4 protein-coding genes and 1 pseudogene are annotated in these 16925 nt (G+C 71.4%); 1 reads left to right on the top strand and 4 read right to left on the bottom strand.

All coding sequences use genetic code 11. From position 1 onward, the window contains the following. Window positions 1-114 precede the first annotated feature (114 nt). From JHN45_RS54395 to JHN45_RS16965, 4 genes and pseudogenes are all read right to left on the bottom strand, one after another. Window positions 115-5015: pseudogene (locus JHN45_RS54395) on the bottom strand (neuraminidase-like domain-containing protein). A gap of 107 nt (window positions 5016-5122) precedes the next feature. Next, a complete protein-coding gene (locus tag JHN45_RS16955; protein WP_201049580.1) occupies window positions 5123-12553 on the bottom strand; it encodes a SpvB/TcaC N-terminal domain-containing protein in 7431 nt (2476 codons plus the stop codon). Between the two features lie 751 nt (window positions 12554-13304). Beyond that, entirely contained in the window at window positions 13305-13985 is a 681-nt protein-coding gene (locus tag JHN45_RS16960) for a response regulator transcription factor (RefSeq protein WP_201049581.1), read from the bottom strand. Continuing rightward, window positions 13982-15172 (bottom strand): sensor histidine kinase, encoded by a 1191-nt coding sequence (locus tag JHN45_RS16965; RefSeq protein ID WP_201049582.1) that lies wholly within the window; start codon window positions 15170-15172, stop codon window positions 13982-13984. Before JHN45_RS16965 ends, JHN45_RS16960 begins: the two co-directional genes overlap by 4 nt. Window positions 15173-15319: 147 nt before the next feature. On the opposite strand from JHN45_RS16965, the gene JHN45_RS16970 reads away from it, so the two are divergent. Beyond that, window positions 15320-16924 carry a multicopper oxidase family protein gene (locus JHN45_RS16970; protein WP_236583756.1) on the top strand — a complete coding sequence of 535 codons (1605 nt, stop codon included), beginning with the start codon at window positions 15320-15322 and terminating at the stop codon, window positions 16922-16924. The last annotated feature ends 1 nt before the right edge of the window (window position 16925 follow it).

Here is a 16925-nt window from a genome sequence, read left to right on the forward strand (position 1 = left end):
CACACCGGCCCTGATCCGCGCGCTGCCCACCCGCCCACGCATCGCACTCGTCCACGGCACCGACCTGCTCTTCGCGGTCCCCTCCGAGGCTGGACCGGAGGGGACCGGGTCGGCTCACGGTGTCCAGGTGGGGGCCTGGCCGGTCCAGCTGATGACGAGGACGATGTCGTCGAGGGCGCCGGAGGCGAACAGCGCGGCGGCGTCGCTTCCGAAGGAGAGCTGCCAGGTCCCGGTGGGACTCGAACCGCACAGCGGTGTCCAGGCGGTCGCATTGCCTCGTCGGGTGCTGGCGATGCCGTTCGTGGTGGTGGCCGTGCCTCCGGTCTGGCCATGGGTGAGGGTGACGGTCGTGTCGGGCACCTCCGCGCCGCTGGAGAGGTGGACGGCGATCGCGGCGGTGGACAGGGAGTCGATCCCCAGCGGGAAGTCGATGTCCCGCAAGGGGACGGTCACCGAACGGGCCTTGGGGTCGGCCGGGTTGTTCAGGTCGTACCACTGGTCGGGGAAATCGCGGGCCAGGCTGAACAGGCAGTCCGCGCCACGGTTGCGGTCGGCGTTGAGCCGGGTGAGCAACTGTCTGCGGTAGGTGTCGTCGTACGCCGCGGTGTAGTCGATGGTCAGCAGTACGTCGGCGATGCTGGAGAAGTCGAACGGGTTCGCCGCGGGCGGGAGTTGGAACTCCCAGGAGGTGTCCACGCCGCTGGACTCGAACGGCAGCAGCAGGTCCGACTGGACGTCGAGTTCGAACACCCCGCCGGCGTTGAGGGGTGAGGTCAGCGCCACCACTCCCGGATCGGAGCGCACCGTCACGTCCTGGAAGGTGCCGTCCGAACCGGTGGTCACCCGGGAGATGCCGTTGGAGTACAGGGTGGCGCGGATGCCCCGGTCGGGCGGTACGAGCGCGACGAGGCTCGTGCGCACCTGGCGGATCAACCGCAGGTAGTGGCCGGGGAAGTCGGCGTCGAACAGGGACGTCGGCGTGGCGAACGCGAGCGTCCCGGTGCGCCGGAACTCCATGAACTCCACCGGCATCAGCCGGGCCAGCGAGAACGTCTGCGACAGATTCGGCGCCGCCGCGCCGAGTTGAAGGAGTAGTCGTCGAGACGGGCCAGGTCGGCGGTCAGCTGCTCCGCGCCGGTCAGGCCCTGCCGGTCGGCCTGGCCGGTGTTCGCCGTCAGCTCCGCCGGCGACTGCCAGTAGTCGTTGCGGATCACGGTCTGTACCGGTTCGGCCCGCTCGAAGGCCAGTTGGGCCTGGGCCAGCCGGGCGGTGGCGGTCGCCTGCTGGAGGAAGTACCGGTACACGCCGCCCAGGGTGTTGCTCATCCACAGGTACAGGTCGGCGTTGGTGAACTGCTCGCCCAGGAACTTCAGCATGGCCACCGCCTGGTCGTGCTGAAGCGTGGCGACCCCCTGCTCTTGGACGGCGATCGCGGCCTGGTCGCGGGCCGTGGTGACCTGGGCGGCGGCGACGAGCGATTCCTGCTGTGCGGCGACCTGCTGGAGCCGCCACTCGTTCTTGCGCTGTTCGATGCCCGCCTGCAACTGGTTGGCCTGCATCTGCGCTTCGAGGGAGTTCTGCTGCAGCTCGAAGGCTCCCTTGGCGAACGTCGCCACCTCGATGCCGACGGCGAGCGCCGCCTTCGCGCCGCCACTTTCCAAGAACCCGAAGAGACTGGCCGCGGTGGAGGCCGCCTGGGCCACCCCGATCGCGGTGTTCGCCTCCGAGATGTGGTCCTTGATCTCGCGCATGTCGCCATAGCTGTCGAGCAGGTTCTGCTCGTACTGGCTCGGCGGCGCGTCGATGGCGGCGGTGTAGGACGCGACCATCGTGTCCGCCTTGGTCTTCTGCGCCACGGCGGCGACGACCGCGTCGTCGGCCTCCTGCACCCGGCTCGTCGCCACGCCGAGCTGCGCGGCCGTCAGGTCGATGCCCTTGACCGCGTCGTACAGGCGCAGGCTCCGGTCGTCGTACTTCTCCAGCGCGGCGAGGAAACCGGCCTCCATCTGGGCGGCCTGGGCGGCGAGTTGCCTGGCCCGTTCGAGGAGGGTCTTGAACCGGTAGGGGGTGGGCTGGACGACCGTCGCGGCCTCGGAACCCTGCGCGCGGGGCAGGCCCGCGATGTTCCGTCCCTGCCGGATCTTGGCGAGCTGTGCCTCCGCGCGGTTGCGCAGCACGTCCAGGTCGGGGATGGCGAGAGGCGGTTCGCCGTCGGTCAGCGGTAGCTGCGGTTGCAGCGCGGGGTTCTGGAGCAGGCGGCGCGCGGTGACGTAGAGGGTGCGGGCCTGCGCCACCGACTCGTCGGTCTCCCGGGTGAACTGGGCGTCGCCGTAGTCGAGATGGCATCTGATCACGGACAGCAGGGTGTAGCGGGTGTAGGGCGCGGGGCGCTTGGCGACGAGCGCGAAGGGATCCAGCGCGGTCGTCCAGCCGGGCGGGAAACTGAGGTCGGGGCGGAAGACTTTCTCGGTGTTGATCCGGTCGTAGAGGGACACCGGCTTCCCGGCGTCGTAGACGTCGTACGAGTACATCAGCCGGTACCAGTCGAGCGCGGCCTGGTAGTCGCCGGAGGCCTGCAACCGCTGGGCGAGCAGCATGGGTACGGTCCAGAAGATCTGCGTGTTGTCCGGTTCCGGCGGGCGCTGCGCGGTGCTCAGAGCCGGGTCGAAGTAGCCGAAGGTCCTGTTCATCGCCTTCAGGTAGGCCTTCGCCGCGTCCGCGGCCACGGAGCCGTTGAAGACGCCCGCGCCGCGTACGGTCTCGAAAAGGCTGTGCAGCGGCCCGTCGGCCGGGACGAGCAGGGCCGGGTCGAGATGGCGCTCGGGGAAGAGGAACGCCAGGGTGGCCGCCTGCCAGCTCTGCTTCTCGCCCATCCACGTCCACGCGCCGCTGAACGAGGAGCCGTTGAGGATCCAGGCCGCCGCGGGATGGTTGGCCGGCAGCTCGCCGGAGCGCTTCGCCGACAGCAGGGACTGGATGCTCTCGACGGCCTGCCGGATGCGGGTGGTGCGCAGTGTGCCGCCGGCCAGGACGTCGACGAAGAACCGCGCCGACATCTCCTCGCCGATGGTGCCCGTGGTGGAGGGGGCGAGGTCCGCCAGGAGGGCGTCGCGCAGGATGGGCAGGGCGGTCTGCTCGGCCGCCGCGACGGCCTGGTCGTTGGCGTCGATCAGGTCCTGGCGCTGGGTGACACGGCCGCGCAGCGCGGACTGCCAGTCCGCGCGGGCACGGCTGTCGACGCGGTACGGACTGACCGCGGGTCCGGCGCCGGCGGTGAGCACGAAGAAGTCGGGGGAGAGCACGAACGTGGACTCCTGTGCCCGCCAGCCCGCGTAGAGCGTCTCCTTGTGCGCGCCGACGAGCACGGCCATCGCGTCGCCCCACTCGGCCGTCGTGACGGTCCCGGTGGCCGCGAGCCTGCTCAGTTTCCGCAGGAGGAGGAACCCGCTGCGGGTGAGCCCCGCCGCGGCGAGGGCGGCGCCGATGTCGTCGCCTTTCCCGTCCCTGGTCTCCAGGTCCGCGAGGTCGACGCCGGGCAGCGCCAGGTTCTGCATCGCCGCGAGGTCGGCCGCGGGATTGGCGGCCTTCGTCCGGGCGTCGTTGAGCTGTGTCATGTACAGGGTGAGCAGCAGGGTCCGGGCGCCGAGCAGCGTACGGACACGGTCGCCGTTGGGGCCGGGTACGACGTCCGCGGCGCCGATCACGTCGGGGTCGGCGAGCACCCGGTAGTGCGGTGGCACGATCGGGTGCTGGTCCTGCTCGGCCCAGGTCAGCGCGAGGGCGGTCTGCCGCCAGTTCAGCAGCCAGGGCGTCGACGGCACCCGCAACGGGTCGGCGCCGGTGGTCGCCTGGAACCCGAAGACGGTCTCCAGCACCGACTCGGCCGGTCCCGTGGCGTCCAGCAGCAACAGGTCGAGTTCGTCGGGCGAGGTCGCCGACAGCCTGATGCCCAGCCGCGCGGCGAGTGCCTGCCGGACGGCCGGATCGGCGCCCCGGGCCAGCCGCAGTTCCGCGTACGAGGTCCCGGCGGCGGCGAGCAGCGCCGTGTACGCGGCGATGCGGTAGTTCCGGTCCCCGGTCGCGCCCGGCGCGGTGGAGGTGTTCGTGGCGGTGATGTAGGACCGCAGCACCTCGATGGGCACCCGCAACTGGTTGATCTCACGGTTTCCCTGGTCGACTTCCGCCGACAGCGGCTGGCTCAACCGGTCGACGGGCTGCGTCAGGGCGCCGACCAGGGTGTGGGTGTCCAGGGGAGTCGGCGGGTTCCCCGGTAACGTCACCTGCTCCTGGGCGAACGACAGCAACGCGGCCAGGTACTCACGGTCGTTGAGCCGCTCGGCCAGGTTCTTCGGGGTGTACGAGCTGATCACCGTGACCGGGACGGTCTGCGGGGACGGCATCGTGTTGCCCGCCGCGTCGGTCGCCCACACGTAGATCGTGTGCGCGCCGAACCCGGCCGGGGTCAGCGGCACCGAGGCGGTCCAGTTCCTGAAGTCCCCGGCCGCCCCCGGCGTCGCGGCCGTCCTGGTCCCGGTGGGGGTCAGGGCCCACGCCACCGAGGCGCTGCCGCCGACCATGCCGCTCTGGAGGTCCTTCGCCGTGCCGTGCATGGAGACGGTCGCCGCGCCCGTGTCGGCGCCCGGGATGTTGCCGTTCTGCGGCGGAAAGTCGACCAGCACCTGTGCCGGTGAGACGTCCCGGCAGTTCACCGAGGTGGTCTTGGTCGAGCCGACCTCGTCGGGATCCGCGACGGTCACCCAGATGGTCCGCGTGCCCAGTGGCATCGGGGCGAGGGTGACGGTCGTCTGGAACTGGGTGCTGCCGGCGAGTATCTGCCCGGTCTTCACCCTGTCGTCCCAGGTGATGCTGACCTTGAGCGGGAAGTACTGGTCGCTCGTCGTGGTGACCTGGACGGTGACGTCCTTTCCGGCCTCGTCGAGGTTGACCGTGGTGCCGGCGACGGGTGCCGCCACCGTGAACGCGGGCGGCCCGGCCGCGTAGACCCGCACGCTCATCGGGTCCGACGAGTAGACGGCGCCGTCGGTGGTCACCGCGGACGCCACCAACGTGTGCGTGCCGGGGGTCTGGAAGGTCACCGGCTCGGTGCCGCCGGTACCGGCGGTCAGCGATGTCCTCTGAGGTTGGGCGGGCTGGCAGGCGGTGCCAGCGGCCGCACCGAGTTGTAGTCGGGAAAGCCGACGAACCTGACGGTGAAGCTGTCGCCCGGCCGGACACCGAGCCGTCGCAGCTCGTTGCCCAGCTGCGCTCCGAAGGACGCGTTCACCGACGCGTCGCCGAAGTAGTAGGTGGTGCCGACCGGCCCGTTGGTCGTCAGATAGCGGTTGGCGACGGAGTCCAGCGGATGCATGGCCTGCCGTCCGGTCCGGTCGAAGCCGATCGCGTCCATGTGGTTCCTGGCCGTCCTGCGCAGTGCGGCGTCGTTCGGGAGCCGCTGGCCACGGACCAGGGGACCCCCTTCGGTTTGCGCCCACTCGATGTTGAACCGGAGGAACTGGGCGTCGCTCGGTGCGCCCGCCATCGCGGGCGTGTACCTGATGACCGCCTGCGGCGGCTGCGCGGCGGGCAGGCTCGGCGTCGTGGGCGCGGGACGGTTCGGCTCCGGATTCCGTCGCTGTCCCGGTCCGCGGAAGCCGTCCACGAGTCCCTTCGCGCCGAGGGCCGACTCCACGACGGCGCGCGAGAAGACGCTCAGGGCCACGAACCGTGCGAATCCCTGGGTGTTGATCGTCCAGTCGAGCGGCAGGTTGTTGACCGGGTTGACGCCGCGGGGCCCCCAGGTGTTCCAGACCTGGGTGGTGATGTGGCATAGCGTGCAGCCCCACCCCTTGTCCATCAACCCGCGTGCGAAGGCCTGGTCCGGCCCGAGGGAGTCGTAGCGGGCGTTGCCCGCCGAGCCTCGTCCGCCGACGAGGATCGACTCCGCGAAGCCCCTGATCCCCTTCTGGTAGGGGATGTCATGCTCCGCGACGGGACCGCTCGGGCCGGCGGCGACGTTCACCGACGCGCCGGCCGTTCCGCCTTGTCCCGGCGGCTTTCTGTCGTCGGCGCCGTCGGGGTCCACCAGCCCGGTCGGCTTGTTCGACACATAGCAGTAGCTCGACGCCCCGTGGCCCGAGGTGAGGGGGTCGCAGGAAGTCCAGCGGGCCAGCCACGACGCGTAGAAGCGCGCGTGATGATGGCCGAGCCCGCTCTCCTCGTCGCGTTCCCGGCCGGTGAACCGGTACCGCTTGCGGGCGTAACTGCCGAAGCTGGTCTCGCCGTACGGGGTGTACTCCTCGCGGTTGGTGAGGGCGCCGGTGGCGTCGACGACGGCGGTGCTGCTGCCGAGGTGGTCGGGCAGGTGGTAGGCGGTGGCCGGTCCCCGGTCGTCCGGGTGGGCGGGACCGGAGCGGACCAGGGCGATGCGCTGGTTCTCGTCCGTCACGTGAACATGGTTGTTCTCGCCCGCCGTCGGCGTCCCGGTCGCCCAACGGTGATGTTCGAACGTCTCGTCGAGATAGTGCGTGACCTCCACGGTCCCGCCCTGCCGGCGGACCAGCTTCTTCACCCGCTCGCCGGTTGCGGCGTACAGGTACTGGGCGTGCACGGACGGCTCGGCCCCCGCCGTCTGGGTGGCGAACGCGGTCAACCGGTCCGCGTGGTCCCACCCGAAGTGCCGTGACGTGGTCTCGGCCAGCAGGTTGCCGTTGGCGTCGAAGACGTAGTCGTACGCCGTGCTCCCCACGGTCATCCGCTGGAGCCGGTTGCCGCCCGTCGGGACGGAATAGGCGCGGGTGAAACCTCCGGCGCCGGCGTGGGCCAGGGTGAGCAGGTTGCCGGCCTGGTCGTAGCCGTAGGTCTCGGTGTACGCCTGGGTCTGTGTCGCGTCGGTGCTGCGCGGCAGGCCGGGCCACGGGTCACCGGCGGCGGGTGCCCGGTGCTCGCGTCCGGTGGCGGACAGCAGCCGGTAGGCCGGGTCGTAGGCGAACCTGCGGTTGAGCGCGTCGCCGCTGCCGAGCAGCCCGCGCAGGACCGGGTCGCTCGTGGCGAGTGCCTCGGGGTTGCCCGGGATACCGCTGCCGGGCGTGCGGTCGCGTACGGCCAGGATGTTGCCGACGAGGTCGTAGTCGTAGCCGTGGTCCTGCAGTACGGCTCCGGCCGGGCGGTACACCGGCCCGTCGGCGAGCGTGTATGGCTCGGTGCGCATCCGGGTCGGACGGAAGGTGCGCGGGTCGTACGCGTACCGGGTCATGACGCCGTTGCCGTACGCGACGAGGGTCCGCTGGCCCTTGGCGTCGTGGGTGAGCCGTTGCACGACGACCGTACCGTCCAGGCTGACCGCCTCCAGCGCCCCCGCCCGGTTGTAGACGGGCCGCAGCTCGCGGCGGCGGCCTTCCACATCGGCCGGCAACAGCCGCGACACGACCCGGCCCAGCGCGTCGTAGCTCGTCGTCGTGAGGTAGCCGGACGGCTCCAGCAGGACGGCGTCCCGCGCGGCCTGGTCCTGGCCCGCGGCCGGCGTCCAGTCGACCTGGAACGGCGCGACCCGCCAGCCGTTCGCCGCCGCGGCCGTGTAGGTCGCCAGGACCGGGGCGTCGGCGATCACACGGCGGGCGGATTCCAGCACGTTGCCCTTGAAGTCGATCGCGGTGACGAGAACCAGGCCCGCTTCGTCGCGGTGGCGTACCACCCTGCCGAGCAGATTCGCCGCGCGGGCCGCGACACGGTCGGCGGCGGCCTGGCCGGGCGTACCGCCGTCGCCGTACTCGACGATCTGCCGCAGCGTCACCGCCCTGGACGCGTCGTCGCGGGCCCAGACGCGGGCCGGCCGGTGCAGGGAGTCGAAGGTGCCGAGCGTCAACGCCCCTTTGCCGTCACGGGATTCGACCGGGCTGCCGAGCGCGTCCGGGACGGTGTCGCGGCGTCCGGCGTCGATGCCGTCCGTGCGCCAGCACCGTCCGGCCAGGTCGTGGGTGTAGGCGAAAGCGGTGCGGCCCAGCGGGTCGGTGACCGACAGGAGGTTGCCCTGGATGTCGTACGCCGAGACCGTGGTCAGACGGTCGTCGCCGGTGGTCCCGTTGCGGACCACCGCGCGCACCGTGCGGCCGAGCGCGTCGAACTCGGCGCTCGCTGGGGTGTTCCAATTCCCCTGGAAGGCGGTGCCGGTGTCCGGGTGGGTGCGGCCGGCGTTGTCGTCGGGGTCGTAGGTGTACGACTCCCACGGCGTCGGTGCGTACCGGTCGGGGTCGCTCAGGTCGGCGGGGACGCCGAGGACGACGCGCTGCTCGCTGCCGTCCGGGTGCACCGTTTTGACGGTTTGTCCGCGCGGATCGTAGAACGTGCTCGTCCGCTGCCCGAGTTGGGAGTCGAGGGCGGGCGCGTAGTCGTAGCCGGCGGAGAAGAACGGTTCGAACTTCCGTACGACCCGGCCCTTGTTGTCGTAGATCTGCCAGCCGGAGACGATCACATTGTCCGAGTCGGACGGACCGCGGGTGCGTCCCGCGGTGTCGCCGGCCGGTGCGAGATCCTCGGCCGGTATGAGGCCACCGCCGAACTGCGGGTCGCCGAACAGGGTGTCCTCGGCCTGTCCGCGGGACTGCAGCACCCGGCCGAACCCGTCGGTGAACTCCACCGAGACGATCACCTCGTCGCGCCGGTCGGCGGGAACACCGGTGTCGGTGTCGTGATGCACCCGCCTGGTGCTGCGCAGGGACGCGGGCTCGCCGCGCGTGGTGAACGCCAGCAGGTCGTACGACATGTGGGTGCTCGGCGCGGCGAGGTCGCCCGCGCCGTTCTTGTCCCGCACGAAGTGGGCGGTGACCAGACCGGAGGGGGAGAAGGCCACCTCGGAGGTGTTGCCGTTCTGATCGGTCACCACCTGCGCCCGCAGGAGCCGGTAGTCGTAGACGGCGGTCATCTCCAGCCCGGCCGGATCGACCGTGCGCACCGGCAGCAGGTCGTGCTGGTCGTAGTCGATCCGGCTCTCGGCGCCCAGCGGGTCCAGCGAAGCGACCGGCAGCCCGCGCGGCACCCTTCCGGTGACGTGGACGTCGTAGCGGTGGCGCGCACCGGTCACGTAGTAGCCGCCGGGCGATCCGGGTACGTCCGTGTCGGTGTAGTGGGTGTGGCCGGCCAGCGGCGGCAGCAGGCGCCGGAACTCCGGCGGGTATTCGGCCGGCCAGGCGGTCGCCCCGCCGGGCGTGAGGTACGGGGGCCGCGAGTTGTCCGCGGCATGGAGCGAGTCCAGGAAGGCGTCGGTGAACGCGAGCGACTCGGCGCGGGTCGCCAGGCCGTGCTCGCCGAGCGTGCCGAGCGGCAGCCCGACGTAGGCGTCGCCGTCGTAGAACGTGCGGGCGTGGCCGATGACCCGCAGCGACACGCCACTGCCTGCGGTCTGCCCCGGCCCGTCGAGTACGGCGGCACGCAGGTCGGCGACCGGTAACCGGCCGTCGTTGACGACCTCGTAGCCGGTCGTCCTGGCGACGCGGTCGACCAGGTAGTGGTCGACGTCGTCGCGGCGGGCGTACTCAGTGGTCGTGTAGGAGGCCAGGTACGACTCGGGCGATGTCTCCGGCGGGGCCGCGGCCAGCGGGTCCCGGCCGCGCGGTACCGCGACGGCGAGTTGTCCGGTCGCGAAGCCGTACGCGTCGTGGCCGGTGGGGAAGGCGAACTGCGTCATGGGTTCGGCGCCGCGTTCCCACTGTGTGGTCCGGCTGCCGAGGAGGAACGGGAAGAAGATCCGTTCCCGGTCGGCGTCCTCGGCCGTGGCCGGGGCGGACTCCTCCCGGACCCCCGAGACCGTCTCGGTCACCGTGTACGGGAGGGCCTTGCGGGCGCTGTCGTCGAGGGCGTACAACTCCGTGCGCAGGGCCTGTCCACGCAGCGTCCGCAGCGCGGCCCGGCGCGCGTCGCGGGGCAGGGCGGCCAGGAACGCGTCCTGCGCGGCCGGTCGCGACAGCATCGGCGCGTCGCCTGCCCAGTACTCGTGCCGCAGGTCGAGTTCGCTCCAGTCGCCGGCCTCCGCGGCGGCCACCGGCCCGGAATGGAACCAGCTCTTGGTCAGGGTGGGCGGCGAGTAGTGCTCCGGCGGTACCGCGCCGGGCCCGGCGGGCGCTGCGCCGAAGGTCTCCGTGTCGAGGTGCTCGACCATCGCGAAACCGCGGAACTCCCGCTCCACGCCGTCCCAGTAGCCGTGGTGATAGCGGTACTCGGTGCTCAGCCGCCCACCCGAGATCCGGTCGTCGACCTCGACCTTCGTGACGACCTGCACGGGAAACGGCAGCGTGGTCCGCCAGCGCGTCGCGGGGTCCGCCTGGTCCCGCAGATACTCCCGGGTCGAGGGCGTGTACGTCACTCGGGTGACCGCCCCGAGGCTGTTGTCCATGCCGGTCAGCAGGTACGGCTTCGTACCGCCGGTCATGTCCAGGAACCGCAGGCTCGACCCGCCGCGCCCCGGGCCGCCCGCCGCGCGGCTGAACAGCAGCCCGGCCAGTCCGGTGCCGTACAGGTCGCACAGCTGGACCGAGTCCGAGTCGACGAGATCCGGTGTGCCGGCGACGGTAACCGGCTCGGCGGTCCAGGCGTTGCCCGACCGGTTGCCCCACAACGACACCCGGCCGCGGTCGACGTACACCAGGTCGGCGGTGCCGTCACCGTCCACGTCGCCGAGCAGCACCCGCCGCGGGTCGTACCCGTCGGGCAGCCGCGGCGAGTCACGCATCGTCACCTCCTCACCCCACCGGTTGTAACCGAGGTTGGGCCAGTACGAGATGTTGCCGTCGCGCAGCAGCACGAGGTCCTGGAGGCCGTCGCCGGTCATGTCCGCGAGCCGCACCCGGGGATCGGCCAGGTCGACGCCGGGCCCGGCGCCATTGCTCACCGCGGTGGCCTGCCAGGCCTGTCGCGGATCCCGGTCGTTGAACCAAGCCTCGAGACGGCTGCCCGAGCGCAGCACGTCCGTCAGCCCGTCGCCGTCGAGATCGACCAACTTCACGTTCGGATCGGCCAGGCTCACGCTGGGGCTCTGCCGGTACGGCCGGAACGAACGCCTGGACCAGCCGCCCGCGAACGACATCGGGTAGTACCCGGTCGGCCCGCCGCCCCCCGCCGCGCGGGATCCCGGCGTCGCGGCCGGGGAGACGACCAGGTCGGCACGCCCGTCGCCGTCCGCGTCCAGCAACGACACACCGGCCGCGCCGAGCGGGAACGGCGGAGCCTCGGCCAGCGTCCTCGGCAGCTCGAAACGACCCTTCCCAGCATTCCGCCAGACCCGTCTGGCACCACCCAGCTCCACCACGTCGGGCAGGCCGATACCGCGGAGGTCGACGAGCGCGTACGTCGGATTGCTGAGCGCGATGGTCGGGAGGCCGGGCCCCGTCACGGGGGCGAAGGAGCGGGTTGCCGGGTCGAAGTCGGCGTAGGTGAACACCAGGGGCGGGAGGGACTCGACGGCCGGGACGGCGGCGGGTGTGGGTGTGGCGGGGCCGGGTGTGGTGGCGGCTGGGGTCGTAGAAGGTATGACGGCGGCCGGGGTGATCGTGAGCTCGGTGGGCTCGGCTTCTGACGCCGGTGCGAAGGACTCGCCACCGGACGCGGGACCGCCGGGCCCGTCCTCCGACCCCGGGCCGCCGGATACGATGTGCCCCGCCCCTGTCCCCGCCCCACGGCCCTCCGTCCCGGTGGCCGTGGCCGGCTCGTCGATGCCGACGCACGTCACGTCGGCGAGAAGGGACACGCCGTTGAAGGCGGCCTGGTCGTAGCCGAGGCGGTATTCGCGGGACACCCGGGCCATCCCGCCGGCCGCGTGCGTGGTCACCCGGATCGCGTTGCAGCGCAGCGACGTCCTGACCTCGAAGCCGGCCCGGTAGTCGGAGAACGGGTCGGGGCGCTCCGAGTGGTCGAAGTCCACCGTGACCAGGAACTCCGGTGCGGCCCGGTCGCCGTAGTCCGCGTATGCGACACGGGCGAGGAGCGGCTGGTCCCAGAGATGGCCCGGTTCCTGGCCGAGATCGCGTAAGTAGGAGTATCTGACCAGGTTGCCGAGGGGGTCGGAGGTCTCTGTGATCCGCCAGCCGAAGACATGGCCCGGCGTGCGGGGGTCGGCGACCACGGCCGGGTCCGGCCAGTCGTCCGGAGCGCCGGCCGGCCGCGGGGTGCCGTATCGGGTGCGGGAGCCGTCCTTGGCGCGGACCTCCCAGTAGTCGCCGGTGGAGTCCTTGACGTGCTCGATCCGGGCGAACATGCCCTCGGTACGCGGGCGATACCGCACCCGCCCGGGGTAGCTGCCCTCGACGGGGACCAGGTCCTCGGCGCCCGACAGCACGAACACGTCGGCGTCGGCGTAACGGGGCAGCCCCCGCGAGGTCCTACGGGAGACGCCGGGCAGGGAGAGCTGCCATCCGAGCCCGAAGGGCCCGTTCCCGCTGCCCGTGCTGTACGCCAGCGTCAACTGGGGCTGCAGACCCCCGCGTCCGGCCGGCAGCACGATCGGCACCGAGAAGTTCCCGGTCCCGGTGAACAGGTCGGGCGAGAACTTCTCCCCCAACCCGCCCACAGCGCCGCCCCCTTTGGGCAACGAGATGACCGACCCTCCCGCAGCGGTGTCGGTGGTACCCCCAGCACCCATGTGCCGTTCCCCCATTTCTCACTACCAGAGAATGTCCCCGTGCATCGGGTGGTTCGCCGCGCAGGGGGCCCGTGAGCAATGTGGTGGGTGAGGAAAATCCCGTCAAGATTTGTTCCGCTGAGCGGTCCGTGCCGCATCCTCTGTCGGAGCTGGTGGATAGGTGATCACTAATGGTGATCGTGCTGCGGGTGTGGATGCGAATTTGGGGGCTGTGACGAGTGTGCGGGACGTTGACATCATCACGACAGGGTGGCTAGTTCCAGGAGGCGAGCGGCGCGTCATCGTACGACGACGCATCGGCTCACTCTCAGCCGTAGTGGCGGACCACCCGATCCCGGACGGCCCGATCACGCTCCAGGTCGGGTCCATCATGGCTCCGGTGACGGCCGCCCCGCCCTATCCGGTCCCCGCCTACACCCTCTCCTACGCACTCGCAGACGACCAGTCCCGCAAGCTGGCCACCGGTGAAGCACGCCACCTGGCGAGCGAGATCGCCGAGGCCGCCGAGTACGTCGTGGTGTCCGCAGACCGCCTCTCGCACGCCCCGGCGGACCTCTCCTCCGTCGAGGCGGCCTTCCTGATGGTCACGGGTTCCACGGTCCTGATCGCGCTGCGCGACAGCGTGCACCTCACGGACGGAGAACGGGTCCTGGCCGCGCACCGCAAACCTGTCCCACCGTCACTGCACGGGAAGATCGCCAGGACTGACCAACCCGCTCCGGAAGGCGAGGACGACGAGCTGGGCGCGGTCGCGTGCGCCCAGTTTCATCATTGCCCGGTTGACATGGGTCTTCGCGGTCAGCGGAGAGACGTACAGCCTCTCCCCTATCTCGTCGTTGGAGAGCCCGGCGGCGACCAGGGCCATGATCTCGCGCTCCCGCTCGGTGAGGCAGTCGAGCTGGACCGGGCTGGGCAGTGGGCCCGGGTTCGGCTGGGACTGGAAGCGGGCGATGAGGCCGCGGGTGGCCTTCGGTGACAGCAGGGCGTCCCCACGGGCGACGACACGGATGGCTTCCTGGAGGTCGCCCGGTTCGACGCTCTTGCTGAGGAACCCGCTCGCGCCGGCGTGCAGTGCGCGCAGGACGTTCTCGTCGAGTTCGAAGGTGGTGAGGATCAACACCCGTACCCCTGCGAGGTCTTCGTCGGCGGTGATGAGCCGGGTCGCCTCGATGCCGTCCAGTTCCGGCATCCGGATGTCCATGAGGATCACGTCGGCGCGGGTGCTGCCGGCGAGGTCGACCGCCTCGCGGCCGGTCGTCGCCTCCCCCACCACCTCCAGGTCCGGCGCCCCGCCGACCAGGACGCGGAAACCGGCCCGGATGAGTGTCTGGTCGTCGGCGAGCAGCACGCGGATCGTCACGTGGGGGTGTCCTGTCGGTCGGGTGCGGCGGGAAGGAAGGCGTCGACGGTGAAGCGGCCGGCGTCGCGCCCGGTGTGTACGCTCCCGCCGACCGAACTGACGCGTTCGCGCAGGCCGATGAGTCCGTGGCCGCAGCCGTCGGCGTCCGGCGCCGGGCGGCCGACGGCGTTCTCGACCAGGATCTTGAGGCCCGCCGGCGTGTAGTCGAGCCGCAGCCGGGCCGCCGGTTCGCTGCCGTGCTTGTGGGCGTTGGTCAGGGACTCCTGGACGATGCGGTAGGCGGCGAGGTCGACCACGGAGGGCAGGGGGCGGGCCTCGCCCTCCTGCCGGTGGTCGACCCGCAGTCCGGCCGCGGCCAGCGAGTCCAGCATCGACGCCAGTCGGCTGAGGCCCGGTGGCGGCTCGGTCGTGGAATCCGTGCCCTCGGCGTCCCGGTCCTCGGAGCGCAACACGTCCAGCACGGTGGAGAGTTCGGCCAGTACGGTGCGGGTGGCCTGCCGGACGTGGGCCAGCGCCTCCTCCGCGTCGTCGGGCTGCTCGCGCAGCAGGTGGGCGGCGACGCCGACCTGCACGTTGATGACGGCGATGTGGTGCGCGACGACGTCGTGCAGGTCCCGCGCGATCCGCAGCCGCTCCTCCACGACCCGGCGGCGGGCCTCCTCGTCGCGGCTGTGTTCGGCCTGCCGGGCGCGGATCTCGACGGCTTCCAGGTTGGCCAGCCGGATGCGGGTGGCGTCGCCGACGACGACGGCCAGCGTGCCCCACACCACGATCGCGGCGTTCTGCGGGTCCAGCCAGGTCCGGCCGGCGCCGATGACGACCGCGACGTACACGGTCACGACGGTGATCGTGCCCGTCACCGCGGCGATCCGCCGGTCGGTACGGGAGGCGACCGTGTAGGTGCAGATCACGTTCGCGGCGAGCAGCGGGCCGACGAGTGCCGCGTGCAGATTGAACGCCGCACTGACCACCGTGACCGCCGCGAAGACGGGCAGCGGCCATCTGCGCCGGGCGGCGATCAGCGCGAACGCGAGCGTCCCCGCGAGGAAGTCCTCGGCGCGCAGCGGGCGTCCGGCGCGGACGGCGAGCAGGATCACGGTGACGACCAGGAAGCCGAAAGCGACGTCCACGGCCTGCGGGTGGGATATGACACGGCCGCGGATGCGGGACAACCGGTAGTCAGCCATGGGCCGCACGGTATCGAACGCCCGTCCGCGTCCACGTCGTCCGGACGCGGTACGGACACCGGTGCCGCTGTACCGCGTGCGCGGTATGCCGGATCCACCGCGTCCGGACGACGTGGACGACGGCCCGTGTCACCCATCGTCTGCGCCATGACCGAACCACCTGGACCCGAGCGCCGACGGTTTCTGCGCACCATGGCCGCGCTCACCGGCGCCGTGACGCTCGGGACGACGGCCGGCTGCAAGTCCCCGGGATCGGACGCGGCCTCCTCCGGCGCGACCGGTGCCGAATACGGCGGCCGTACGCTCACCTCCGCCGCCGCGCTACCGAAACCGTTCACCGTCCCCCTTCCGATCCCCCCGGTGAAACGACCGTCCCGGAGCACCCCCGACACGGACTACTACGACATCACCGCGCGAGAGGCGAGCGTCGAGATCCTGCCCGGCCTGCGCACGACGATCATGGGCTACGACGGGATCTTCCCCGGGCCGACGATCGCGGCCCGCCGCGGACGCGGGACCGTGCTGCGCTACCGCAACCAGCTCGGCGTGCCGACCGTGGTGCACCTGCACGGCGGGCACACCCCGCCGGAGAGCGACGGTTTCCCGACCGACCTCGTACTGCCCGCCACCGGCGGCGAGCGCTTCGCGGACCAGGCCGTCGGCGGTACGGCCATCACCGGCACCCGCGACTACACCTATCCGCTCGACCAGCGGGCCGCGACGCTCTGGTACCACGACCACCGGATGGGCTTCACCGGCCCCCAAGTCTGGCGCGGGCTGGCCGGATTCCTGCTCCTGACCGACGACGAGGAGCAGGCGCTGCCGCTGCCGCGCGGCGACCGCGACGTCCCGTTGATGATCACGGACCGCGCCTTCGACGCGGACGGCGCGCTCAACTACCCCGCGATGGATGCCCACTTGATCAGCATGGCCGGTGTCGACGCCGCGCACATGGCGGGCGCGGCCGGTGATGTCGTCCTCGTGAACGGCGCGCCCTGGCCGGAGTTGGAAGTCGACGCGGCCCGCTACCGGTTCCGTCTCCTCAACGCCTCCAACGCACGCCGCTACGAACTCGCGCTCGACCCGGCACCCCGGAGCGGCCCCTCGTTCACCCAAATCGGCTCCGACCAGGGCCTGTTGGCAGCGCCGTTGGAGCACACCGTCATCCCCGTCGCACCGGCCGAGCGCTTCGACGTGGTCGTCGACTTCTCCCGCTATCCGGTCGGCACCCGGGTGACACTCACCAACGGGGCGGGCCGGGGCGGCACTTCACGTGTCATGCGGTTCGTGGTCGCCCGCAAGGCGACCGACGACAGTCGGATCCCCGCCCGACTGTCCACCGTCGAGGCCCTGTCGACGGCGTCGGCGACGACCCGGCCGTGGATGTTCCGCAAGGGCAAGGTCACCAACATGGGCGCGAACACGGCCGGTTGGGTCATCAACGGCCGTGAGTTCGACCCCCGGCGTATCGACGCGGCTCCCCGCCTCGGCGAGGTCGAGATCTGGCGCCTCGCCACCGACGCCTACCACCCCGTGCACATTCATCTCTCGCCGTTCCAGGTGCTCTCCCGCAACGGCGGCCCGCTCGATCCGGGAGACCACGGGTGGAAGGACACCATCGACCTCCGCCCCAAGGAGTACGCCGACATCGCGATCCGCTTCGACGACCACGCCGGCCGCTACCTCCTGCACTGCCACAACCTCGAACACGAGGACATGGCCATGATGGCGACCTTCCAGACCACCCGCTGAG

The sequence above is a fragment of the Streptomyces sp. MBT53 genome (assembly GCF_016654115.1).
In the GTDB taxonomy this organism is placed as follows: domain Bacteria; phylum Actinomycetota; class Actinomycetes; order Streptomycetales; family Streptomycetaceae; genus Streptomyces.

Bases quoted from the DNA above. Each gene is read 5' to 3' on its own strand.
- JHN45_RS16965 (WP_201049582.1), bottom strand. From the start codon at position 15,172: ATGGCTGACTACCGGTTGTCCCGCATCCGCGGCCGTGTCATATCCCAC.
- JHN45_RS16970 (WP_236583756.1), top strand. From the start codon at position 15,320: ATGACCGAACCACCTGGACCCGAGCGCCGACGGTTTCTGCGCACCATG.